Raw genomic sequence first — 21,562 nt, 5'->3', positions numbered from 1 at the left:
GTGGTCGGGGTCGGGCTCATCGCCCGGGGACGCGAAAACGTCCGCGGCCGCCCCCGGTGACAGGGGCGACCGCGGACGTCGGGGCGCTAGTGGTGGCCGTTGCCGTGGCCGGCGGTGGCCGGGCCGACGGCCGACTTCGAGACCTGCATGAGGAACTCGACGTTGGACGAGGTCTCCTTCAGGCGCGACAGGATGATCTCCAGCGCCTGCTGCTGGTCGAGCCCGGCGAGGGCGCGGCGCAGCTTCCAGGTGATCTTGACCTCGTCGGCGCTGAGCAGCATCTCCTCGCGGCGCGTGCCGGAGGCGTTCACGTCGACGGCGGGGAAGATCCGCTTGTCGGCGAGGTGACGGGAGAGGCGGAGCTCCATGTTGCCGGTGCCCTTGAACTCCTCGAAGATCACCTCGTCCATCTTCGAGCCGGTCTCGATGAGCGCCGTCGCGAGGATGGTGAGCGAGCCGCCGTTCTCGATGTTGCGCGCCGCGCCGAAGAACTTCTTCGGCGGGTACAGCGCCGAGGCGTCCACGCCGCCCGAGAGCACGCGGCCCGAGGGAGGAGCGGTCACGTTGTAGGCGCGGCCGAGACGGGTGATGGAGTCGAGCAGCACGACCACGTCGTGGCCCAGCTCGACCAGGCGCTTGGCGCGCTCGATCGCGAGCTCGGCGACGGTCGTGTGGTCCTCGGCCGGGCGGTCGAAGGTGGAGGCGACGACCTCGCCGCGGACGGTGCGCTGCATGTCGGTGACCTCCTCCGGACGCTCGTCGACCAGGACGACCATCAGGTGGACCTCGGGGTTGTTCTGCACGATCGCGTTGGCGATCTGCTGCAGGACGATGGTCTTGCCGGCCTTGGGCGGCGCGACGATCAGGCCGCGCTGTCCCTTGCCGATCGGGGCGACCAGGTCGATGATCCGCTGGGTCAGCTTGCCGGGCTCGGTCTCGAGGCGCAGGCGCTCGGTCGGGTAGAGCGGCGTGAGCTTCTGGAACTCGACGCGCGCAGCGGCCTCCTCGACGGTCTGGCCGTTGATCGAGTCGACGCGGACGATCGCGTTGTACTTCTGGCGGCCGCCGCCCTCGCCCTCGCGGGGCTGGCGGATGGCGCCGACGACCGCGTCGCCCTTGCGCAGGTTGTACTTCTTGACCTGGCCGAGGGAGACGTAGACGTCGCTGACGCCGGGCAGGTACCCGGTGGTGCGCACGAAGGCGTAGTTGTCGAGGACGTCGAGGATGCCGGCGACCGGGATGAGGACGTCGTCCTCGCCGATCTCGGGCTCGAAGTCGTCGCCGATCGCTCCGCCGCGGCGCTTGCGGTCGCGGTAGCGGCTGCGGCGGCCGTCCTCGCCCTCGGCCTGCTGGCCGTTCTGGGGCTGTCCGGAGCCGTTCTGCTGAGGAGCCTGCTGGCCCTCGGACTGCGCGGCGCGCGCGCCCTGGCCGTTCTGCGGCTGGGACTGCGCGGCGGGGCTCTGCTGAGCATCGTTCTGGCGGTCGTCCCCGCGGTTGCGGTTCCGGTTGCGGCGGTTGCGACCGCGGCCGGTGCCCTGCTGGTCGCCGTTCTGCTGCTGGTCGCCGCCCAGCTGCTCCTGCTGGTCGCCGGAGTCGGAGGAGTCGGCGTCGTTCTCGGCGGGCGCCTGCTCGGCCTGCTCGCTCTGCTCGGAGGCGCCCCCGCGGCTGCGGCGGCGTCCGCGGCGCTCGCGCTGGCCGCCCTCGCGGGAGGAGTCGTCCGACTCCGGCCCGTTGGGCAGCTCGATGTCGATGACGGGCTTCGCGGCCTGGTCGGCGTCGCGGTCCTGCTCGATGACGGGGAGGTCGGGGATCAGCGACTCGACGCCGGTCCCGCCGGGGATGTTGAGGTGCTCGCCGGCGGCGACGGTGCCGCTGGAGGCGCGGCGCGAGCTGCGTCGGCGGGGCGCGCGCTCGGCGGGCTCGGCGACCGGCTCGGCCGCCGCGGGGAGCTCGAGCTCGACGGGGGCCGACTCGGCGGCCGTCGCGGAGGGCTCGTCGACGGTGGGCGCGGCCTGCTCGAGGACGTCGGCCGTGTCGGCCTCGGTGCTCTCGACGGGCGTCGGCAGCTCCGCCGGCGCCTCGGGCTGCGGAGCGGACTGCTCGGCCACATCGGCCGGCTCGGCCTCGACGCCGGTGGCGTCGACGTCCGGGGCGACCGCTGCGTCGTCCGGAGCGACCGCGTCGGCGATCGCGGCGGGCGCGTCCTCGGCGGAGGCGGCGCGCAGATCCGAGATGGCCTGGACCAGCTCGCCCTTGCGGAGCTTGGAGGCGCCGCCGAGGCCGAGCCGCGTCGCGAGAGCCTGGAGCTCGGCGACGCGCAGACCCGAGAGGTCGGCGGTGAGGTCCACGGTCGAGCCGTGGGTGTTGACGTCTGTCACTGGAGAGGGTTCCTTCCCCCCGGGAACGAGTGCTCACCGGGAGAGCTCATCGACCGTGCGGTGCCATCGCGTGTTCTGATCCACGCGATGCTCTCGGCCGCCGGGACCGACTGCCGCAGAGAGCGAGGAGAGGGCCCGGAGACCAGGCGCCGGTCTGCAAGAGGAGCAGGGGCGCCCTTCACACGATGTGATGGCCGTGGTTGTCGGGACGATCCGTCGGACAGATTCCGCTCGTTACGCGGTTCCTCGGGATGCGGTCCCCACTGTAGCACCCTTGAAGTCGACGGCCAGCATGTGCGCGCGCCACGGCGTGGGGGCCTCCCGCTCCACCAGATCCGCAGCGGCGAGGCGCTGGGCGGGGTCGCTGCAGAGCACCAGGACGCTCGGTCCGGCACCCGAGACGACGGCCGCGTAGCCGTGCGAGCGCAGCAGCGCGATCAGCGCTGAGGTCTCGGGCATGGCGGCCGCGCGGTAGTTCTGGTGCAGCTTGTCCTCGGTCGCCGCGAACAGCAGCTCCGGGCTCTGGATGAGGGCGGCGATCAGGAGCGAGGAGCGCGAGACGTTGAACACCGCATCCTCGTGCGGCACGCTCTGCGGCTGCAGCGAGCGGGCCAGCCGCGTCGACATGGTGTGCTCGGGCACGAAGACGACCGGGGACACGCCGCGGTGGACCATGAGCTTCTTGGAGCGCGGGCGCAGCGGCGAGTCGTCGGCGCCGGAGGCGTGCGGCTCGACCCAGGCGATGGTGAGGCCGCCGAACAGCGCGGGCGCCACGTTGTCGGGGTGCCCCTCCATCTCGGTCGCGATGCGGAGGAGGTCGTCAGAGTCGAGCTCGACGATGCCCTCGAGCAGGCCCTTCGCGGCCATGATGCCGGAGACGATCGCGGCGCCGGACGAGCCCATCCCGCGGCCGTGCGGGATGATGTTGCGCGCGATCACCTCGATGCCGGGCATCTCCTGCCGCTGGTCGGCGAACGTGTACGCGATGGCCTGCACGACGAGGTTCGTCTCGTCGGTCGCCACCTCGCCCTCGCCGACTCCGTGCACGGTGACCCGCGCACCCGTGGCCGCGACGGCCGTCACGTCGAGCTCGTCGTAGAACGAGAGCGCCAGGCCGAGCGTGTCGAAGCCGGGGCCCAGGTTCGCCGAGGTGGCGGGGACCTTGACGTGGACGGTGCGGCCGACGGGAACCGCCGAGGTCATGCGCCGGCCAGCCCCAGCACGTCCGCGATCGCGGCGGTGTCGACCGGGACGACGGTCGGCGTGATGTCCGCGCCGTCGGCCGTGCGGAGCGCCCACTGCGGGTCCTTGAGCCCGTGGCCGGTGACCGTCAGGACGACGGTCGCGTCCTTCGGGATCGCTCCGGCCTCGGCGCGCTCGAGGAGCCCCGCGACGCTGATCGCCGACGCCGGCTCGACGAAGACGCCGACCTCGCCCGCGAGGATGCGGTACGCCTCGAGGATCTTCTCGTCGCTGATCGCGCCGAAGTAGCCGTCGCTGACGGTGCGCGCGTTGAGGGCGAGCTCCCACGAGGCCGGGTTGCCGATCCGGATCGCGCTGGCGATCGTCTCGGGGTGGCGGACCGGGGCGCCGTGCACGATCGGTGCGGAGCCCTCGGCCTGGAAGCCGAACATGCGCGGAAGGCGGGTCGACTCGCCGCGCTCCAGCTCCTCCGAGTAGCCGCGGAAGTAGGCGGTGTAGTTGCCCGCGTTGCCGACCGGGACGATGTGGAAGTCCGGAGCATCGCCCAGCACCTCGACGACCTCGAAGGCCGCGGTCTTCTGTCCGGCGATGCGGTCCGGGTTCACCGAGTTGACCAGGTGGACCGGGTAGTTCTTCGCGAGGTCGCGGGCGATGTCGAGGCAGTCGTCGAAGTTGCCCTGCACCTGCAGCAGCTGCGCGTTGTGCGCGATCGCCTGGCTGAGCTTGCCCAGGGCGATCTTGCCCTCCGGCACCAGGACGGCCGCGGTGATGCCGGCGTGCGTCGCGTAGGCGGCGGCCGACGCGGAGGTGTTGCCGGTCGAAGCGCAGATGACGGCCTTCGCGCCGTGCTCGACGGCCTTCGAGATCGCCATGGTCATGCCGCGGTCCTTGAAGGAGCCGGTCGGGTTCATGCCCTCGTACTTGACCCACACCTTCGCGCCCGTGCGCGCCGAGAGGGCCGCCGCGGGGATGAGCGGCGTGCCGCCCTCGCCGAGAGTGATGACCGGGGTCGCCTCGGTGACATCGAGGCGGTCCGCGTACTCGTGCAGGACTCCGCGCCACTGCTTGGCCATCTCAGGCTCCTTCAACTCGTAGAACGGACGTCACGGCGCCGACGAAACCATGCGAATGGAGGGCGGTGACGGTGGCCGCCAGATCGGATTCCGCCGCGGCGTGCGTGCCGATGACCAGGGTAGCGGTCGGCTCGCGCCGCTCCGCACCGCCCTGCTCCTCCAGCGGGTCGGCGCCGGGCGGGGTCTGCACCAGGGTCTCGACCGAGACGCCGTGGTCGGCGAAGACGCCCGCGATCTGCGCGAGCACGCCGGGGCGGTCGAGCACCTCGAGGGTGACCTGGTACCGGGTCGTGACGTGGCCGATCGGGAGGACCGCGAGCCCGGAGCTCGCGCTGGTCACCAGGCCGGGGCCGCCGACGACGTGGCGGCGGGCGGCCGAGACGACGTCGCCGAGGACGGCGGAGGCCGTCTCGATCCCGCCGGCGCCGGCGCCGTAGAACATCAGGTCGCCGGCCGCCTCCGCCTCGACGAAGACCGCGTTGTTGGCCCCGTGCACGGCCGCGAGCGGGTGGGAGCGGTGCACGAGCGCGGGGTAGACCCGCGCGGACACGCCCTCCACGCCGGTCTTGGCGTCGGTCAGCCGCTCGCAGATCGCGAGCAGCTTGATCACGTAGCCGGAGTCGCGGGCCTGGTCGACCTGCGCCTTCGTGATGCCGGTGATGCCCTCGCGGTGCACCAGGGTGACCGGGACGTCGGTGTGGAACGCGAGGCGGGCGAGGATCGCCGCCTTCTGCGCCGCGTCGTAGCCCTCGATGTCGGCGGTCGGATCGGACTCGGCGTAGCCGAGCTCGGTCGCGCGGGCGAGCGCGTCCTCGAGGCTCGCGTGCTCGGTGTCCATCCGGTCGAGGATGTAGTTGGTCGTTCCGTTGACGATGCCGAGGATGCGGTGGACCCGGTCGCCGGCGAGGCTGTCGCGCAGCGGCCGGATGATCGGGATCGCGCCGGCGACGGCCGCCTCGTAGTTGAGCTGGGCGCCCACCTGGTCGGCGGCCTCGAAGAGCTCGTTGCCGTGGGCGGCGAGCAGCGCCTTGTTGGCCGTGATCACGTCCGCGCCCGACGAGATCGCCGTGAGGATGTGGCTGCGGGCGGGCTCGAGCCCGCCGATCAGCTCGACCACGATGTCGGCGCCCAGGATCAGCGACTCGGCGTCGGTGGTGAGCAGGTGCTTCGGGATGTCGGCGGTGCGGGGCGCGTCCACGTCCCTGACGGCCACGCCCACGAGCTCCAGCGGCGCCCCGACGCGCTGGGCGAGCTCGTCGCCGTGGTCGAGCAGGAGGCGCGCCACCTGGGCACCGACGGACCCGGCGCCCAGCAGGGCGACGCGGAGGCTGCGGTACTCGATCATCGGGAGGTGGCCTTTCGTTCGATGCCGGCGTCGCGGCGGAGGAGGTCCTCCTCGGTCTCGCCGCGCACGAGGACGCGCGAGCGCCCGTCGCGGACGGCGACCACCGGGGGGCGCCCGAGGTAGTTGTAGTTGCTGGCGAGCGACCAGCAGTAGGCGCCGGTCGCGGCGACGGCGAGCAGGTCGCCCGGCCGCACGTCCGCGGGCAGGAAGTCGTCGTGGACGACGATGTCGCCCGACTCGCAGTGCTTCCCGGCCACCCGCACGAGGGCGGGCTCGGCCGAGGAGGAGCGGTCGGCGATCCGCGCCGTGTAGTCGGCGCCGTAGAGCGCCGGACGGGCGTTGTCGCTCATGCCGCCGTCGACGCTGACGTAGCGGCGGACCGCGGTCGAGCCCTCGGAGCCGACCGTCACGTCCTTCACGGTGCCCACCTCGTAGAGGGTGACGCCGGCGGGCCCGATCAGCGAGCGGCCGGGCTCGATCGCGATGTGCGGCACCGGGACGCCGCGGGCGGCGCACTGCTCGGCGACCGCGTCGGCGACGGCGGCCGCTGTCTCGGCGATCGGGGTCGGGTCGTCGGCGCTGGTGTACGCGATGCCGAAGCCGCCGCCGAGGTTGAGCTCCGGCACGGGGCCGTCCGCGAGCAGTGCCGCGTGGACGTCGAGCAGGCGCGACGCCGACTCCGCGAACCCGGCGGAGCCGAAGATCTGGGATCCGATGTGGCAGTGCAGCCCGAGGAACCGCAGGGAGGAGAAGGAGCGGATGCGGGCGACCGCGGCCGGGCAGTCGGCGAGTGCGAGACCGAACTTCTGGTCCTCGTGCGCCGTGGCGAGGAACTCGTGGGTGTGCGCGTGCACTCCGCTGTTGACCCGGAGGCGCACCGCCTGCACGCGGCCGTGCCGCTCGGCCGCGGCTGCGACGCGCTCGATCTCGACGAGGCTGTCGAGCACGATCGTGCCCGCGCCCACCTCGACGGCCCGGTCGATCTCGCGGAGCGACTTGTTGTTGCCGTGGAGGCCGAAGCGCTCGGGCTCGATCCCGGCGGCGAGGGCCACCGCCATCTCGCCGCCGCTGGAGAGGTCGAGGTTCAGCCCCTCGTCGCGCATCCAGCGGGCGACCTCGGTCGAGAGGAACGCCTTGCCCGCGTAGTAGACCGTGACGCCGGTGCCGATCCGGCCGAGCTCGCGGGCGAAGACCTCACGCATCTCGACGGCCCGGCGGCGGGCGTCGGCCTCGTCCACCACGTAGAGAGGAGTGCCGTGCTCGCGCACCAGCTCGGCGACGGGCACTCCGGCGATCCGGATCCCGCCGTCCTCGCCGCGCTCGGCGCTGTCCGGCCACACGCCGTCGGCCAGGTCGTTCGGGTCGGCGGGCGTGTGCAGCCACTCAGGCGCGAGCGGATGCCGGGGGGCGCGGGCGCGGGCGTCGACGGTGTCCACGGGTGAGACCTCACAGGAGAGAGTGGGAGCGTCACTGCGGGGCGAGCGGGTCCGGATTGACCCCTGAAGCCAGCGATGTCAGTGTTCGGCCCGCGGAAGACGCCGGCACAGGGCTCCGATCCTACCGGTCCGGGGCGGCGGCGCCGCGCGGGCTCAGGCGCACGTGCCCGGTTCCTGCTCCGCGGGGTCGCTGAGGAACGTCGGAGAGAGCGCGAAGCTCGCGTTCAGCGACTCGTCGGCGACCTCGACGCCGGTCAGCGTCAGTCCGCGCGGCACCGAGTCCGCGATGCACACGGAGGACGGAGCGAGCAGGTCGCCGGTGACGGCGCCGAAGCGGTCGCGGAAGTCGGTCGCCGAGAAGGTCGCACCGGCGGCGGAGACCTCGGCCGGGGTCAGCCGGATGGCGCCGTCCACGGCGGCGAGCTCCATCCCCACGCCCGCGCCGAGCCGGAGGCCCAGCACCTCGACGGAGGCGGTCACGCGCACGAGCGGAGCGTCCAGGGTCACCTCGTCGACAGGAACGGTGCTGCGCTCGGTGACGAGCCGCGACACCGAGGCCGCGTCGATCGCGACCGTCGTGCTGCCGGACTCGACCGCTCCGACGCCGCTCACCGGCACCCCGATCAGGGTCGCGGCGACGTCGCCGTCGAGCTCGCCGAACGTCACGTCCGAGCTGCGCAGGTCGAGCCGGTCCAGCCGCCCCGAGACGAGCTGCGGGAGCACGGCCCAGCCCGCGACGTCGACGTCCACCGCCCGGTCCGCGGGCAGTGCGAGCGCGTCGCGGAGGCTCGCGGCGGCGCGGTCCGCGACGGCGCGGCGGGCGAGCGAGTCGCCCACCACCGCCGCGACCACGAGCAGCACCAGCACGACGACGACCACCACGGCCGCGCGTCCCCCGCGCCGGCGCCGCGGCGCCGCCCCCGACGCGCTCACATCCGGTCCGGGGCCGTGACGCCCAGCAGGGAGAGCCCGTTGCGGAGCACCTGCCCGGTCGCCTCGTTCAGGCGCAGCCGGGTCGAGTGCACGGCCTCGACCGGGTCCTCGCCCTGCGGCACGACCCGGCAGTTGTCGTACCAGCGGTGGTAGAGGCCGGCGACCTCCTCGAGGTACCGCGCGACGCGGTGCGGCTCGCGCAGCTCCGCGGCGTGCGCCACGATGCGCGGGAACTCCTGCAGGCCGCCGAGCAGCGCCGACTCGGTCGGATGCACCAGCGTCTCGGGCGCGAACGGCTCGACGGGGACGCCCGACCCCGCGGCCTTCGCCGCGACCTGGCGGGTGCGCGCGTGGGCGTACTGCACGTAGTAGACGGGGTTGTCGTTGCTCCGCTTGGTCAGCAGGTCGAGGTCGATGTCGAGGGTCGAGTCGGCCGAGGAGCGCACCAGCGAGTAGCGCGCGGCGTCCACGCCGACGGCCTCCGTGAGGTCCTCCATCGTGACGACGGTCCCCGCCCGCTTGGACATCCGGACCGCCTCGCCGTCGCGGAGCAGGTTGACCAGCTGGCCGATCAGGATCTCGAGGTTCACGCCCGGGGTGTCGCCGAACGCCGCGCACATCGCCATCATCCGGCCGATGTAGCCGTGGTGGTCGGCGCCGAGCATGATGATCGCCCGATCGAAGCCGCGCTCGCGCTTGTCGAGGTAGTAGGCGAGGTCGCCCGCGATGTAGGCCGCCTCCCCGTCGCTCTTGATGATGACGCGGTCGCGGTCGTCGCCGAACGAGGTGGTCCGCAGCCAGGTGGCGCCGTCCGCCTCGAAGATGTGCCCGAGCTCGCGGAGGCGCTCGATCGCGCGGTCGACGGCACGCGACTCGTGCAGGGAGTTCTCGTGGAAGTACACGTCGAAGTCGACGCCGAACTCGTGCAGGCTCTGCTTGATCTCGCCGAACATCAGCTCGACGCCGATGGAGCGGAAGGTCTCGGCGAGCTCCTCCTCGGGCAGGACGGCGAGGTCGCCCGGGTAGGCGGCGGCGACGCGCTCGGCGATGTCGCCGATGTAGGCGCCGCCGTAGCCGTCCTCCGGGGTCGGCTCGCCGCGGTGGGCGGCGAGGAGGCTCCGCGTGAAGCGGTCGATCTGCGCGCCGTGGTCGTTGAAGTAGTACTCGCGGGTCACCTCGGCGCCCTGCGAGAGGAGCATCCGGGCCAGGCTGTCGCCGACCGCCGCCCAGCGCGTCCCGCCGATGTGGATGGGGCCGGTGGGGTTGGCGGAGACGAACTCGAGGTTCATCCGGACGCCGGCGTAGGCGGACCCGGTGCCGTAGGCCTCGCCCGCCTCGACGATCACGCCGGCAAGGGCACCCGCGGCCGCGGCCTCGAGCCGGACGTTGAGGAAGCCGGGACCGGCGACCTCGACCGTGGCGACACCCTCGACCGCGCCCAGTCCCTCGGCCAGCTCGGCGGCGAGCTCGCGCGGGTTCGCGCCGACCCGCTTCGCGAGCTTCATCGCGATGTTCGAGGCCCAGTCGCCGTGGTCGCGGTTCTTCGGGCGCTCCAGCACGACGTCCGAGAGCTCGACGCCCGCATCGCTCCCCCGTCGCTGCACGGCGTCGAGGACGAGGGCGTGCAGGGAGGCGGCGAGCTGTTCGGGAGTCACGGGGAGCGATTCTACCGGCCGCCGCGCCCGCGCCCCCCGTCCCTGCTGCAGCGTGGGGCCGCTCGGCAGGGCGGCGTTGCTAGGGTGCGACGCATGCGCCGTCCCGCCGCCCTCCTCCTCGTCGCCCTCGCCGCGGCGGCCCTCTCCGGCTGCTCCCCCGCGGCCGACCCGGAGCCGAGCGCGAGCGGCGCCGTCAGCGGCACGCCGATCCCCCTCGCCTGCGAGCAGCTGGTCCCGGCCTCGGCGCTCGCGGGCCTGTGGGGCGGATTCTCCCCGGACGACGGCATCGGGACCACCGCCGTCTCCGAGGAGATCGCCCAGTACGACGGCCTGGTCTGCGGATGGTCCGACGATTCGGGCGCCGAGTTGCAGCTGGCCGTGGCCCACCTCGACCCCGCGGTGATCGAGGCGCTCAAGAACGAGTTCTTCACCACCAGCAAGGCCGTCCCCACTTACGGCAAGCCGCCGGAGATCGAGGGCTACTACCAGGTGGCCGAGGGGCGGGGCGTCGCGGACGCCTTCGTCGGCGAGTACTGGATCGAGGCGTCCAGCGCCTCCTTCGTCGAGCCGGGCGACCCCGAGCCGCTCGTGCGGTCGGCGATCGGCGTCCTCGCCGGCTGAGCCCCGGCGTCAGCCCAGGCGCACCGGCGAGACGTGGTCGTCGACGAGCGCCGCGTCGCAGTCGGCCTCCACGCTCATCCCGGTCAGGCGCAGGTCCGTCAGGTAGCTGCTGAGGAACGCGGTGTCGGCCGTGTCCCGGCCGGACGAGATGCGCAGCATCGACCCGCGCGGAGCCAGCCGGGTCGCGTCCACGACGTGCCAGGCGCCGCCGACCCAGGCCTCCGTGACCGCGTGGAAGTCCCGCGGTTCGAGGCCCGGCGCGTAGACCGCCGTCACCCGGGCGGGGATGTCGAGGGCGCGGAGGAGCCCGGCGACCGTGTGCGCGAAGTCCCGGCACACGCCTGGCCGCTCTCGATGACCTGCGCCGCTCCCCCGGTGCCGACCGTCGAGCCGTAGACGTACGACAGGTGGCCGTGCACCCATTCCTCGACGGCCGTCAGCGCCTCGAAGCCCCGGGCCCGCCCGAACTCGCGCCGGGCGATCCCTCCGAGCACGTCCGCCTCGGCGTACCGGCTCGGCCGCAGGTACTCGATGAGCTCGAGCTCGCTCGGCTCGTCCGGAGCGCCGTGGCCGGCGATCCGCGCCCGGTACTCGACCCGCAGGTCGCCCTCGTTCCCCGCGACGCGGTGCACGCGGGCGCCGTGCCGCGCCGGGAACTCCCGCACCGGCACGTCCTGCCCGTCGAGCCGGACGGTGAAGGAGTCCTCGAACGAGTCACCCGTGGGCGTCGCCGCCACCAGGAAGATCAGGTCGGTCGGGCCGTTCAGACGCAGATCCAGCGAGGCGGAGACAGTGCGCAGCATGGCTCCATCGTGGCATGCGCGAGGACCGCTCCCGGCGTCGGGCCCCGCCCCGACCGGGTGCTAATGTGGTCAGGCACTCCTGGCCCCCATAGCTCAGGGGATAGAGCACTGCCCTCCGGAGGCAGGGGCGTAGGTTCGAATCCTACTGGGGGCACATCCGCGGTCCTCCGCTCCCCTCCCTCGCGCATGGGCGCTCAGCTCCGGTGCTCGACGCCCCTCGAGGCGCACCCCTCCATCACGGACCGAGCGGCATCACCCGGTGGGCGACCGAGTCCGACCGTGGCGCTCCTCACGCGGCGCTCCGACACTTCCGGGACAGCACGAAGGCCCGCGATCGTCGATCACGGGCCTTCGGAATGTTCACCACCGGCACTCGGCCGGTCGGGCTCACTCGTAGAGGTGGAAGGTGCCGGCGCAGTCGGCCGAGCAGAAGCCGTCGCGGCGACGGGCCGAAGTCGCTCCGCATGCTTCGCAGCGGCGGCGTCCGAGCATCCGCGAGATCAGGCTCTGAGGCGCCGACGCCACCACCGAGACCGGAGTGTCGGGGCGCACGGGGGCTCCCGTGGTCGAATCGAGCTGGATCCCAGCGGTGTCGAGCGTGGCGCGAAGCATCCGTGTTCCTTCCGATCGGTGAACCATGTGCGAGCACTGTATTGCCAGTCCCTGAGATTCTGCGAAGGGCTTGACGCGGCTCGCGATCGAGAGTAGCCGAACTCGACACCTGTCGGTCAGTCCGGATCGACCCGGGGAACGACGAACAGCCGCGCCCCCTCCTGGCGGAGAGAGACACGGCTGTTCGGGTGTCGGGGATCGGTGGGCGGACGACGCCGGAGCTCATGGGAGCGGAGCGTCGGGCCCGGAACGACCGGGAAGTGGGCCTAGTACGCGCCGCTGGTGCTCCGGGTGTCGATCGCCACCGTCTGTGCGGGAACCGGCACCGGTCGCAGGGCGGGGAGCGAGGCGCTCCTGCCCGTGCGGAACGGCAGCAGGACGAGCATGACGGGGAGAAGGACGATCCACAGGAGGACCGACAGCGCGAGACGCGCCCAGATGGAAAGAATATTGAGCATGTTTGTGCCGCCTTCGGGTGACGGTAGAGGTGAACTTCGCGAACAGTATCATCGGCCCGACGGGGGGAGAAGAGTAGAATTGCGCCACTGATCGCGCCTCTCCCGCCACGCCCCCGAGCGGTCTGTCATTCCTCATTCGTCGCCCCGCGCCGATCGGATGGGTCGATTCCGCATCCGATCGACACACGGCCCGCGCAGTGCGTCCTCCTGAGAGCCGGGCCGTAGGGTGAGCGCGTGAAGATCCTTGTCGTCGAAGACGATCCAGCCATGGGTGAGGCCCTCGTCGGCGGCCTCGAAGACGCCGGCTACGACGCCGTGCTCACCACGAACGGCATCGACGCGCTCGTCGCGTTCAGCAACGCCGAGTTCTCGGCCGCCATCGTGGACGTCATGCTGCCGGCGATGTCGGGCTTCGAGATCTGCCGCCGGATCCGCGAGCTCGGCCGGCCCACGCCGATCATGCTGCTGACCGCGCGGGACGCGATCGAGGACCGCGTCTTCGGGCTCGACGCCGGAGCGGATGACTACCTGACCAAGCCGTTCGCGTTCACCGAGCTCAACGCGCGCCTCCGGGCCCTCCTGCGCCGCAGCCCGTCGCTGATGTCCACCTCGATCGACGTCGGACGCATCACCGTGGACGGATCGAGCATCCGGCGCACCGCCGACGGCTCGCGCATCCACGTCAGCCCGAAGGAGCTCGAGCTCCTCAAGCTCCTCATCACTCCCGTCGGCTCCGTGGTGACCCGCCAGCGGATCCTCTCCGAGATCTGGGGCGGCGGCGAGATCGTCGACAACAACATCGTCGACCAGTACGTCAGCTACCTGCGCAAGAAGCTCCCGACCGAGGACACGGGCGTCAGCATCGTGACCGTCCGCGGCAAGGGCTACTTCCTCCGCCCGGTCGAGTAGCCCGTGTCGCGGATGAGCACGGCACGCCGCCGGGTCGGCGCGCTCTCGATCCGCGCGAGGATCACCGTGGGAACGGTCGCTGTGGCGACCGCCCTCTTCGCGCTCGCGGCGCTGCTCTTCTACCAGGTGGTCACCGGCATCGTCGACCGCAGTGAGCGGACGATCCTGATGTCGATCGAGGACGAGGTGCGCCGCGACATCTCGGCGGGCAACGTCCCGCGCACGCAGGGCTCGTCGACGGGACAGCTGTTCCTCGCCCTCGCGCCCGACGGGAGCGTCAGCACCTCGACCATGCCCTCGCGCCTGAGCGGCGAGGTGCTCAGCGCACTGGCGGAGGAGCCGGCCGACACCTCGCCCCGGTACGCCGACGTGACGACGGCGAACGGCAGCTACCTGGTCCGCTTCACGGCCATCGAGAGCGATCGCGGCGTCTGGCAGGTCGCCTCCGCCCGCGACCAGGCCGCCTCGCAGCTCGTCCTGGACGACTTCGCCCACGTGCTCGTCTACGCGGCGATCTTCCTCGTCGTCACGTTCGGGCTCGCCTCGTGGATCCTGACGGGCGCGGCCCTCGCCCCGGTGCGCCGGATGCGGGCGCGCGCGGATCAGATCGCCGCCGAGCCCGGGCAGGGCGACCAGCTCCCGGTCGTCGGCACGCGCGACGAGATCGACGAGCTCGCGGTGACGCTGAACGCGTTCCTGACCAAGCAGACCGCGTCGCTGGCCCGGGAGAAGCAGATGGTGTCGGATGCGAGCCACGAGCTCCGCACTCCCCTCGCCGCGCTCTCCGCCCAGCTCGAGATCGCCCACCACCGCGTCGACGACCCGGTCGCGGTCGACCGGGTCATCCTCGACGCGCAGAAGAGCGTCGACCGGCTCGTGCGCCTCGCGTCCGCCCTGCTCGACATCTCGCGCATCGAGAGCCGCACCGTCCGCCCGACCGCTCCCTTCGCCGAGCTCGTCGACGAGCTGGTGGGCGCCGTCGACCGCACCCGCCTGCTCGCCTCGGAGTCGGGGGTGGAGATCGACTACGAGATCGACGAGCGCGAGCCCGCGCGGCTCTACGCGGTCGCGTCCCAGGACTTCGGCCGGGTGATCGACAACCTCGTGAGGAACGCGATCCAGGCGATGAACGGCGGCGGCATGATCGTCGCCTCCCTCTCGCAGTCGGACGGGCGCCTGATGCTCAGCGTCTCGGACGACGGACCGGGGATGCCCGACGCCTTCATCCCGGTCGCCTTCGACCGCTTCTCCCGCCCGGACGACTCCCGGACCCTCGCCTCCGGCGGCAGCGGTCTGGGGCTGGCCCTGGTGCACACCACCGTGCTCTCGGCCGGCGGGACGGTCGCCCTGGTCAACCGCTCCCCCCGGGGTCTCGCGGTCGACATTGTCCTCCCGCCCGTCGGCTCCGCCTGAGCCGCCCCGCCCCGGGAACGAGGAAGGCCCCCGGTGGACCGGGGGCCTTCGTGGAGGATCGTCAGCGCAGGTCGTCCTCGGGGCGGACGGGCTGCGGCTGCGGGTCGCCGACCGCGGCGGGAGGCGGAGCCCAGGCCGTCTGCGGCGCCTCCGCCGCGGAGGTGCCGCCGTCGAGCAGGTTGCGCGCGCGGTTGACCACCTCGGGGTCCACGAGCACGGAGTAGCTGGTCGCGATCACCTGCATGGTCGAGGTGAAGTCGCGACGGCGGCGGTTCACGGCGTAGGAGGCGAGCCCGAAGAGCATCCCGAAGCCGGCGCCGAGGAGGACCGCCGCGATGAGGAAGGAGAACTCCGTCGTCGGCGAGAAGATGATGAGCAGGAGGCCCAGGAAGACACCGAGCCAGGCGCCGGAGGCCGCTCCGGCGAGGGCGACGCGGCCCCAGGTGAGCTTGCCGGTCACCCGCTCGACGCTCTTGAGCTCGTTGCCGATGATGGCGAGCTGGCGCACCGGGAAGTCGGCGCGGGCGAGCACGTCGACGGCGGCCTGCGCCTCCTGGTACGTGTCGAACGTGGCGAGGATCTCCCCGCGCGGGATCGTGGGGAAGGCCGGCCCTCGGCCGCTGAACGGCGTCTGCTGAGTCACCCGGACAGAATCGCACAGGCCACTTGAAGGTCTCTGAACGGATTCGGAGAACCGGCCGAGGGCGAGCCGGGAACGCTCGGCGTCCGCCCGGCTGCACGGGACTAGGTTTGTAGCCGTGAGTTCCGCCAGAGTCTTCGTCGCGCGCTTGGCCGGATGCAGTGTCTTCGACCCGGCCGGCGATCGCGTCGGCAAGGTCCGCGACGTGCTCCTGGTCTACCGGCAGAACGACGCCCCGCGGGTGGTCGGCCTGGTGGTCGAGATCCCCGGGCGCCGTCGCGTCTTCGTGTCGATCGGCCGGGTCACCAGCATCGGCAGCGGCCAGATCATCACCACCGGGCTCATCAACGTGCGCCGCTTCGAGCAGCGGGGCGGCGAGGTCCGCGTCATCGCCGAGCTCCTCGGCCGCCGGGTGAGCTTCGTGGACGGCTCCGGTGACGCGGTCGTCGAGGACGTCGCGATCGAGGAGGCCGCTCCCGGCGAGTGGGAGCTCGCGCAGCTCTTCGTCCGCCGGCCCAAGACCAGCCCCTCCCCCTTCGCCAAGGGCGCGACCGCCTTCGCCGGCTGGCGCGAGGTCCGCGAGAGCGTCTCGACCGAGGCGCAGTCCGCCGAGCAGTACGTCGCCAGCCTCTCCGAGCTCAAGCCCGCCGACCTCGCCAGCACGCTCCTCGACCTGCCGCAGCAGCGGATGCTCGAGGTCGCCGGCGAGCTCTCGGACGACCGCCTCGCGGACGTGCTCGAGGAGATGCCCGAGAGCGAGCAGGTCGAGATCCTCGGCCGGCTCGACGACGACCGCGCCGCCGACGTCCTCGACCAGATGCAGCCGGACGACGCGGCCGACCTGATCGCCCAGCTCTCGGAGGAGCGCGGCGAGGCGCTCCTGGAGCTGATGGAGCCCGAGGAGGCGGACGACGTCCGCATGCTCCTCACCTACGCCCCGGAGTCCGCCGGCGGTCTGATGACCACGGAGCCGATCATCGTCTCCTCCGAGGCGACCGTCGCGGAGGGTCTCGCCCTCATCCGCCGCCACGAGCTCGCCCCGGCCCTCGGCGCCGCCGTCTGCGTCACACTGCCGCCCTACGAGCCTCCGACCGGCCGCTTCCTCGGCATGGTGCACTTCCAGCGGATGCTCCGCTACCCGCCGCACGAGCGCCTCGGCACCCTGCTCGACCAGAGCATGGACCCGATCACGCCCGAGACCTCGGCGGCCGAGGTCGCCCGGATCCTGGCCAGCTACAACCTCGTCTCGGTGCCCGTCGTCGACGCGTCCCACCGCCTCGTCGGCGTCGTGACCATCGACGACGTCCTCGACTACCTCCTCCCCGACGACTGGCGCAGCCACGGCGACGACGACGAACCGAGGAAGCCGGTGACGACGGCGACGCAGGGCGTCCCGCTCGTGCCGCCGGCACCCGCGGCGACAGGCAGGACACGACGGGGACGGAGGGGCGCGCGTGGCTAGGGACACCAAACAGGACCGGCGCCTGGACGCTCCGAAGGGCTTGCGCACCCGCGTCCTCTCCCGGCGGAACCGCCCGAGCAGCGACCGCTTCGGCCGCCTGACCGAGTCGTTCGCCCGCGGCATGGGCACGCCGTGGTTCCTGGTCGGGATGACGATCTTCTGCGTCTTCTGGCTGATGTTCAACACCTACGGGCCCGCGGACGCGCGCTTCGACTCACAGGCCCTCGGCTTCACGGTGCTGACGCTGATCCTCTCGCTGCAGGCCTCCTACGCCGCGCCGCTGCTGCTGCTCGCGCAGAACCGCCAGGACGACCGCGACCGCGTGCAGATCGAGCAGGACCGGCAGCGGGCCGAGCGCAATCTCGCGGACACCGAGTACCTCGCGCGCGAGGTCGTGGCCCTGCGCCTGGCGATCCGCGACATGGCGAGCAAGGACTTCATCCGCTCGGAGCTGCGCGGCCTGCTCGAGGAGCTCGAGAAGGATCGGGCGCAGGAGCCCGAGCGGCGCGATGCCTGACGTCGCCGCCATCGAGACCGCCGTCAGGACGGCGCTGGCCCGCGTCGTCGATCCGGAGATCCGGAAGCCCATCACCGAGCTCGACATGCTCGAGTCGGTCGAGGCGGCCGCCGACGGAGCCGTCCGCGTCGCGATCCGGCTGACCATCGTCGGCTGCCCGGCCGCCTCCGCGATCGAGCGCGACGTGCGCGAGGCCGCGTTCTCGGCTCCCGGAGTCACGGCGGTCGACGTCGTGGTCGGAGTCATGACGCCGGCGCAGCGCACCGCCCTCACCGAGCGCCTCCAGGGCGGCCGCCGGAGCATGCCCTTCGGCCCGGACTCGCTCACCCGCGTGTACGCGGTCACCAGCGGCAAGGGCGGTGTCGGCAAGTCGACCGTCACCGCCAACCTCGCGGTCGCCCTCGCTCGGCGGGGGCTCGCGGTCGGCCTCGTGGACGCCGACGTGCACGGCTTCTCCATCCCCGGCCTGCTCGGCCTGATGCACGACGGGCGCGTCGCGGGGCCCACCCGCGTCGGCGAGCTGATGCTGCCGCCGGTGGCGCACGGCGTGAAGGTCATCTCGATCGGGATGTTCCTCGAGGGCGACACCCGCGGGGCGGCAGTCTCCTGGCGCGGGCCCATGCTGCACCGCACGATCTCCCAGTTCCTCACCGACGTGTACTTCGGCGACCTGGACGTGCTCCTGCTCGACCTGCCTCCCGGCACGGGGGACGTGGCGATCTCGATCGGACAGCTGCTCCCCCATGCGGAGGTCCTCATCGTCACCACACCGCAGCCGGCGGCCGCCGACGTGGCCGAGCGCAGTGGAGCGCTCGCACGCCAGTCGGGTCAGCGCATCGTCGGAGTGGTCGAGAACATGTCCGGGCTCCCCCAGCCCGACGGCTCGGTGCTGGAGCTCTTCGGCAGCGGAGGGGGGGCCGAGGTCGCGCGTCGGCTCACGGCGGCGGGCGACGAGGTGCCGCTGCTCGCATCCCTGCCGATCTCCGTCGCGCTGCGGGCGGGGGGCGACGAGGGCGTGCCCGTCGTCGTCGGCGATCCGGAGGATCCTGCTGCCCGGGCGATCGACGTCCTGGCGGCGACGCTCGCCGCGCGGCCGCGGGGACTGCCCGGCCGTCGGCTCCCGCTCGCCGTCGGCTGACGCCTCCGCGCGGCTTCGTGCGGGCGGGCGTCGGTCGGGACGCCCGCCCGGCGCTCCTCGCGGAGCAGGGCTCAGGTGGCCTCGGAGTCGATCGGCGGCGGCGCGACACTCGAGAGCGTGCCGGACGAGACGGAGCGCTGCATCGTCGTGTAGTAGCTGTCCTGCGCGGAGCCGGTGCCGCCCGGCACGACGGGAGCGGCGACAGCGGTGGGCGGCTTCACGGTGGGGACCGGATCGTCCTCGAGCAGGGCGTCGCGGATGATGCGGCGGGGATCGTACTGGCGCGGGTCGAGCTTCTTCCAGTCGACGTCGTTGAACTCGTCGCCCATCTCGTCCTTGACGCGCTCCCGGGCCTGCGTGGCGAATCCGCGCACCTTGCGCACGAGCTGCCCGAGCTGGGCGGCGTAGTGCGGGAGGCGGTCGGGACCCAGCACGAAGACGGCGATGACCCCGATGATGAGGAGCTTGTCGAACGTCAGACCGAACACGAGGACAACACTAACCCGCCGCGCCTCCCTCGCGGAGCCCGCGCGCCACCGTACCCTGGCGATGCCCGGGCGCGATCCGCCCGGCGCACCGATCAGAGGAGCGCCCCCGTGTCCGACAAGGATGCCAACTGGAAGTACGCCGAGGACGCGGTCGTCGAGTCGGAGGCCATCGCCTCGGCCCGCCGGCTCTCGGTCGAGCTGGGCATCGACGCCGTCTCCCCCTCGATCGGCGCGCAGGCCGCGCTGGTCGCCGCCGCGGCGCGCGCGACCTCCATCATCGAGATCGGCACCGGCACCGGAGTGAGCGGCCTGTGGCTGCTCGACGGCGCCCCCGAGGCCATGCTCACCTCGATCGACTCCGAGGCGGTGCACCAGCAGCACGCGCGCGCCCAGTTCCACGAGGCCGGCATCTCGCCCAACCGGCTCCGGCTCATCCCGGGCCGCGCCCTCGAGGTGCTGCCCCGGATGAACGAGAACTCCTACGACATCGTCTTCGTCGACGGCGATCCGCTGCAGGTCATCGAGAACGTCGAGCATGCGCTGCGGCTCGTCCGTCCGGGCGGGACGGTCCTCGTCCCCCACGCGCTCTGGCGCGGACGCGTGGCCAACCCCGCGCAGCGCGACGAGATCGCGACCGCGTTCCGCACGCTGGTGGCCGAGGTCTGCGCCTCCCCCGCCGTGGTCAGCGTGCTCTCGCCGATCGGCGACGGCCTGCTGCAGGCCAACAAGCGCCGCGCCTGACGAGCGCGGCCGACCGGGGACAGACGGAACGCCCGCCGCACGGTGTGCGACGGGCGTTCACGACGGTGCGGATCAGGCGGGAGACACCACCGACGCGAGCGCGTCGTGCAGCTCTTTCGCCTCTGCATCGTTGACCGAGACGACGAGGCGTCCGCCTCCTTCGAGCGGAACGCGCACGACGATGAGTCGGCCCTCCTTAACAGCCTCCATCGGTCCGTCTCCGGTCCTCGGCTTCATGGCCGCCATAGAGTTCCCCTTTCGTGACGTATCCCCCTATTATCGTGCATCCGCGGGGGTGTTCCGAACCGCGCCCGGAAGTCGGGCGTCAGCCGATCACGGCGGGGACCAGTCGCCCGGGGTGAACACCCAGCACAGCAGCACCCAGACGACCTGCCCGACGATCGATGCGGCCACCACGAACACCCTCAGGAGGGTCGACCGCGGCACCGCGAGCGCCCCTGCCAGCGGGAACATCGGCATCAGGATGCGGAACGTGCTCGACTGCGGGTAGAAGAACGCGAAGAGGTAGATCGCGTAGCCGCCGACCCAGAGCCGCGAGAAGACGTCGAGGCTACGCGTGGCCCGCGAGAACAGGATCGCCAGGAATCCGAGCACCACCACGACGGTGATGCCCATGCCCGTGATCGGCGAGCCGAACCAGAGGCCTCCCCACCAGCCCCCGCCGGCGAACCAGGAGGTGAAGGGGATGAGCTCGCCCTCGCCGATGAAGACGCTGCGCCAGGCGAGCTCGGTGTCGGTGTAGGCGGTGAAGGAGCCGGTCACGGCCCAGGCGATGAGCAGCCAGGCGAACCCCACCGCGAGGGACCAGACCGTGAGGGAGACCGTGAAGGCGAACTCCCGGCGGGCGAACGGCTCGGTGCCGCGCACGTGGCGCCAGACGCGGTAGAGGAAGTAGAGGCCCGTCATCGCCGCGATCGCGAGGCCGCTCGGGCGCAGGAGCCCCACGATAAGCACGACGGGGAACGTCCAGATCCACTTGCGGCGCACCAGCAGGAGGAGCAGCACGGCCGTCAGGAGGATGCCGCCGGACTCCGCGTAGCCGATCTGCAGGATCGGGGACGTCGGAGCGACGCAGAAGAAGACGATCCCCATCAGCGCCTGGCCCTCGCTGAGCGAGACGCGGAACAGCCGGTAGATCACCAGGCACGCCGCTGCACTGCAGACCAGGGCGACGAGCACCGCCGCGTTCGCCCAGTCGAGCCCGGTGATGTTCATCAGGCCGCGGACGGTGAACGGGTAGACGGGCATGAACGCCCAGGGGTTCTGCTCCACGGCTCCGGACGGCGAGAGCGGCAGGACCGACGGGTACCCCGTCATCCCGATCCGCTCGTACCAGCCGCCGTCCCACGTCGTCGCGAACCGGACGTAGGTGTCGCGGAGTCCCGTCCACTCGACGCCCTGACGCACGGCGCCGACACGGAGCATGATCACGGTCGTGACGACGCGGGACACGGCGAAGACCAGGAGCACCTGGATCCACCACGGGATCCTCCGGAGCAGACCCCAGCGGGAGCGGGACGGAGAGGCGTCCTCCGTCTCCGGCGCGATCGCGGTGGCGCTCACGCGAGCAGCCCGCGGTCCGTCGCGGAGGGGGTCGTCAGCGGGGAGCGGGCGGGTGTCGCCGCGGCTCGCCGGCGGGTCGGCCGGAGGAGGGGCGACGTGTGTCGCGGCTCACCGGCTGGCGTGAGGGGAGACATTCCGACGAGCATACCCGTG

The 21,562-nt window shown here is 72.3% G+C and carries 22 protein-coding genes and 1 tRNA gene; 8 read left to right on the top strand and 15 right to left on the bottom strand.

Features of this window, described 5'->3' with window-relative positions; translation table 11 throughout:
- Positions 1-86: 86 nt before the first annotated feature.
- The 7 genes from rho to argS all read right to left on the bottom strand — a co-directional run bounded on the left by rho (position 87) and on the right by argS (position 10,023).
- Complete coding sequence (gene rho, locus C5C59_RS06925; RefSeq protein WP_104237566.1) at positions 87-2,378, bottom strand: transcription termination factor Rho; 2,292 nt, start codon at positions 2,376-2,378, stop codon at positions 87-89.
- Positions 2,379-2,612: 234 nt separating this feature from the next.
- Positions 2,613-3,581 carry a homoserine kinase gene (gene thrB / locus C5C59_RS06920; RefSeq protein ID WP_104237565.1) on the bottom strand — a complete coding sequence of 323 codons (969 nt, stop codon included), beginning with the start codon at positions 3,579-3,581 and terminating at the stop codon, positions 2,613-2,615.
- Positions 3,578-4,654, bottom strand: coding sequence for a threonine synthase (thrC, locus tag C5C59_RS06915; RefSeq protein WP_104223003.1), 1,077 nt, complete (start codon positions 4,652-4,654; stop codon positions 3,578-3,580). The genes thrB and thrC overlap by 4 nt, the downstream gene beginning before the upstream one ends.
- 1 nt (position 4,655) lies before the next feature.
- Entirely contained in the window at positions 4,656-5,999 is a 1,344-nt protein-coding gene (locus C5C59_RS06910; protein ID WP_104223002.1) for a homoserine dehydrogenase, read from the bottom strand.
- A complete protein-coding gene (lysA, locus tag C5C59_RS06905; protein WP_104237564.1) occupies positions 5,996-7,435 on the bottom strand; it encodes a diaminopimelate decarboxylase in 1,440 nt (479 codons plus the stop codon). Before lysA ends, C5C59_RS06910 begins: the two co-directional genes overlap by 4 nt.
- 153 nt (positions 7,436-7,588) lie before the next feature.
- Positions 7,589-8,317 carry an LmeA family phospholipid-binding protein gene (locus tag C5C59_RS06900; protein WP_181134848.1) on the bottom strand — a complete coding sequence of 243 codons (729 nt, stop codon included), beginning with the start codon at positions 8,315-8,317 and terminating at the stop codon, positions 7,589-7,591.
- A 47-nt stretch (positions 8,318-8,364) separates the two neighbouring features.
- Positions 8,365-10,023, bottom strand: coding sequence for an arginine--tRNA ligase (gene argS / locus C5C59_RS06895; protein ID WP_104237562.1), 1,659 nt, complete (start codon positions 10,021-10,023; stop codon positions 8,365-8,367).
- A gap of 93 nt (positions 10,024-10,116) precedes the next feature.
- Here argS and C5C59_RS06890 point away from each other — a divergent pair, with 93 nt between their 5' ends.
- Positions 10,117-10,644 (top strand): hypothetical protein, encoded by a 528-nt coding sequence (locus tag C5C59_RS06890; RefSeq protein WP_104237561.1) that lies wholly within the window; start codon positions 10,117-10,119, stop codon positions 10,642-10,644.
- 9 nt (positions 10,645-10,653) lie between these two features.
- Here C5C59_RS06890 and C5C59_RS06885 read toward each other — a convergent pair whose 3' ends face one another.
- A complete protein-coding gene (locus tag C5C59_RS06885; RefSeq protein ID WP_181134847.1) occupies positions 10,654-10,983 on the bottom strand; it encodes a transglutaminase family protein in 330 nt (109 codons plus the stop codon).
- On the bottom strand, positions 10,917-11,447 hold the full coding sequence (locus tag C5C59_RS17200; RefSeq protein ID WP_181134846.1) for a hypothetical protein: 531 nt from the start codon (positions 11,445-11,447) through the stop codon (positions 10,917-10,919). The genes C5C59_RS06885 and C5C59_RS17200 overlap by 67 nt, the downstream gene beginning before the upstream one ends.
- A gap of 82 nt (positions 11,448-11,529) precedes the next feature.
- On the opposite strand from C5C59_RS17200, the gene C5C59_RS06880 reads away from it, so the two are divergent.
- A tRNA-Arg gene (locus C5C59_RS06880) sits at positions 11,530-11,601 on the top strand.
- 233 nt (positions 11,602-11,834) lie between these two features.
- Here the strand turns inward: C5C59_RS06880 and C5C59_RS06875 are convergent.
- On the bottom strand, positions 11,835-12,059 hold the full coding sequence (locus C5C59_RS06875; RefSeq protein ID WP_104237559.1) for a hypothetical protein: 225 nt from the start codon (positions 12,057-12,059) through the stop codon (positions 11,835-11,837).
- Between the two features lie 266 nt (positions 12,060-12,325).
- Entirely contained in the window at positions 12,326-12,517 is a 192-nt protein-coding gene (locus C5C59_RS06870) for a hypothetical protein (RefSeq protein WP_104237558.1), read from the bottom strand.
- 234 nt (positions 12,518-12,751) lie between these two features.
- On the opposite strand from C5C59_RS06870, the gene C5C59_RS06865 reads away from it, so the two are divergent.
- Both C5C59_RS06865 and C5C59_RS06860 read left to right on the top strand, forming a co-directional pair.
- A complete protein-coding gene (locus C5C59_RS06865) occupies positions 12,752-13,426 on the top strand; it encodes a response regulator transcription factor (protein ID WP_258062636.1) in 675 nt (224 codons plus the stop codon).
- Between the two features lie 12 nt (positions 13,427-13,438).
- Positions 13,439-14,839, top strand: a complete 1,401-nt coding sequence (locus tag C5C59_RS06860; protein ID WP_146076469.1) for a cell wall metabolism sensor histidine kinase WalK — start codon at positions 13,439-13,441, stop codon at positions 14,837-14,839.
- Positions 14,840-14,900: 61 nt separating this feature from the next.
- On the opposite strand, the gene C5C59_RS06855 is transcribed toward C5C59_RS06860, so the two are convergent.
- On the bottom strand, positions 14,901-15,482 hold the full coding sequence (locus C5C59_RS06855) for a general stress protein (protein ID WP_258062635.1): 582 nt from the start codon (positions 15,480-15,482) through the stop codon (positions 14,901-14,903).
- A gap of 115 nt (positions 15,483-15,597) precedes the next feature.
- On the opposite strand from C5C59_RS06855, the gene C5C59_RS06850 reads away from it, so the two are divergent.
- Genes C5C59_RS06850 through C5C59_RS06840 form a run of 3 tightly spaced genes read left to right on the top strand, consistent with a single transcriptional unit; the run spans position 15,598 to position 18,596 of the window.
- Positions 15,598-16,941, top strand: coding sequence for a magnesium transporter MgtE N-terminal domain-containing protein (locus C5C59_RS06850; protein WP_104225554.1), 1,344 nt, complete (start codon positions 15,598-15,600; stop codon positions 16,939-16,941).
- Positions 16,934-17,458: a DUF1003 domain-containing protein gene (locus C5C59_RS06845; RefSeq protein ID WP_104222991.1), complete on the top strand. Its 525-nt coding sequence runs from the start codon at positions 16,934-16,936 to the stop codon at positions 17,456-17,458. Before C5C59_RS06850 ends, C5C59_RS06845 begins: the two co-directional genes overlap by 8 nt.
- The gene (locus C5C59_RS06840; RefSeq protein ID WP_104237557.1) at positions 17,451-18,596 is read left to right on the top strand and encodes an Mrp/NBP35 family ATP-binding protein; all 1,146 of its coding nucleotides are present in this window, start codon (positions 17,451-17,453) and stop codon (positions 18,594-18,596) included. The genes C5C59_RS06845 and C5C59_RS06840 overlap by 8 nt, the downstream gene beginning before the upstream one ends.
- A 71-nt stretch (positions 18,597-18,667) precedes the next feature.
- Here C5C59_RS06840 and C5C59_RS17010 read toward each other — a convergent pair whose 3' ends face one another.
- Complete coding sequence (locus C5C59_RS17010; RefSeq protein ID WP_146079582.1) at positions 18,668-19,084, bottom strand: twin-arginine translocase TatA/TatE family subunit; 417 nt, start codon at positions 19,082-19,084, stop codon at positions 18,668-18,670.
- A 108-nt stretch (positions 19,085-19,192) separates the two neighbouring features.
- Here C5C59_RS17010 and C5C59_RS06830 point away from each other — a divergent pair, with 108 nt between their 5' ends.
- Positions 19,193-19,825 (top strand): O-methyltransferase, encoded by a 633-nt coding sequence (locus C5C59_RS06830; RefSeq protein ID WP_104222989.1) that lies wholly within the window; start codon positions 19,193-19,195, stop codon positions 19,823-19,825.
- Positions 19,826-19,897: 72 nt separating this feature from the next.
- Here C5C59_RS06830 and C5C59_RS06825 read toward each other — a convergent pair whose 3' ends face one another.
- Entirely contained in the window at positions 19,898-20,071 is a 174-nt protein-coding gene (locus tag C5C59_RS06825) for a DUF3117 domain-containing protein (RefSeq protein WP_068208299.1), read from the bottom strand.
- 87 nt (positions 20,072-20,158) lie between these two features.
- Positions 20,159-21,409, bottom strand: coding sequence for a hypothetical protein (locus C5C59_RS06820; RefSeq protein ID WP_104237556.1), 1,251 nt, complete (start codon positions 21,407-21,409; stop codon positions 20,159-20,161).
- Between the last annotated feature and the right edge of the window lie 153 nt (positions 21,410-21,562).

The organism is Rathayibacter sp. AY1F4 (genome assembly GCF_002931775.1).
Taxonomy (GTDB): Bacteria; Actinomycetota; Actinomycetes; order Actinomycetales; family Microbacteriaceae; genus Rathayibacter.
The sequence above is the reverse complement of the archived record's forward strand: the minus strand, read 5'-3'. Positions and strand labels throughout refer to the sequence as shown.

Excerpts from the sequence above, each read along its gene's own strand:
- C5C59_RS06870 (WP_104237558.1), bottom strand. The coding sequence starts at position 12,517 with ATGCTCAATATTCTTTCCATCTGGGCGCGTCTCGCGCTGTCGGTCCTC.
- C5C59_RS17200 (WP_181134846.1), bottom strand. The coding sequence starts at position 11,447 with ATGCTGCGCACTGTCTCCGCCTCGCTGGATCTGCGTCTGAACGGCCCG.
- C5C59_RS06840 (WP_104237557.1), top strand. The coding sequence starts at position 17,451 with ATGCCTGACGTCGCCGCCATCGAGACCGCCGTCAGGACGGCGCTGGCC.
- C5C59_RS06890 (WP_104237561.1), top strand. The coding sequence starts at position 10,117 with ATGCGCCGTCCCGCCGCCCTCCTCCTCGTCGCCCTCGCCGCGGCGGCC.
- C5C59_RS06825 (WP_068208299.1), bottom strand. The coding sequence starts at position 20,071 with ATGGCGGCCATGAAGCCGAGGACCGGAGACGGACCGATGGAGGCTGTT.
- C5C59_RS06860 (WP_146076469.1), top strand. The coding sequence starts at position 13,439 with ATGAGCACGGCACGCCGCCGGGTCGGCGCGCTCTCGATCCGCGCGAGG.
- C5C59_RS06910 (WP_104223002.1), bottom strand. The coding sequence starts at position 5,999 with ATGATCGAGTACCGCAGCCTCCGCGTCGCCCTGCTGGGCGCCGGGTCC.
- C5C59_RS06875 (WP_104237559.1), bottom strand. The coding sequence starts at position 12,059 with ATGCTTCGCGCCACGCTCGACACCGCTGGGATCCAGCTCGATTCGACC.
- thrC (WP_104223003.1), bottom strand. The coding sequence starts at position 4,654 with ATGGCCAAGCAGTGGCGCGGAGTCCTGCACGAGTACGCGGACCGCCTC.
- thrB (WP_104237565.1), bottom strand. The coding sequence starts at position 3,581 with ATGACCTCGGCGGTTCCCGTCGGCCGCACCGTCCACGTCAAGGTCCCC.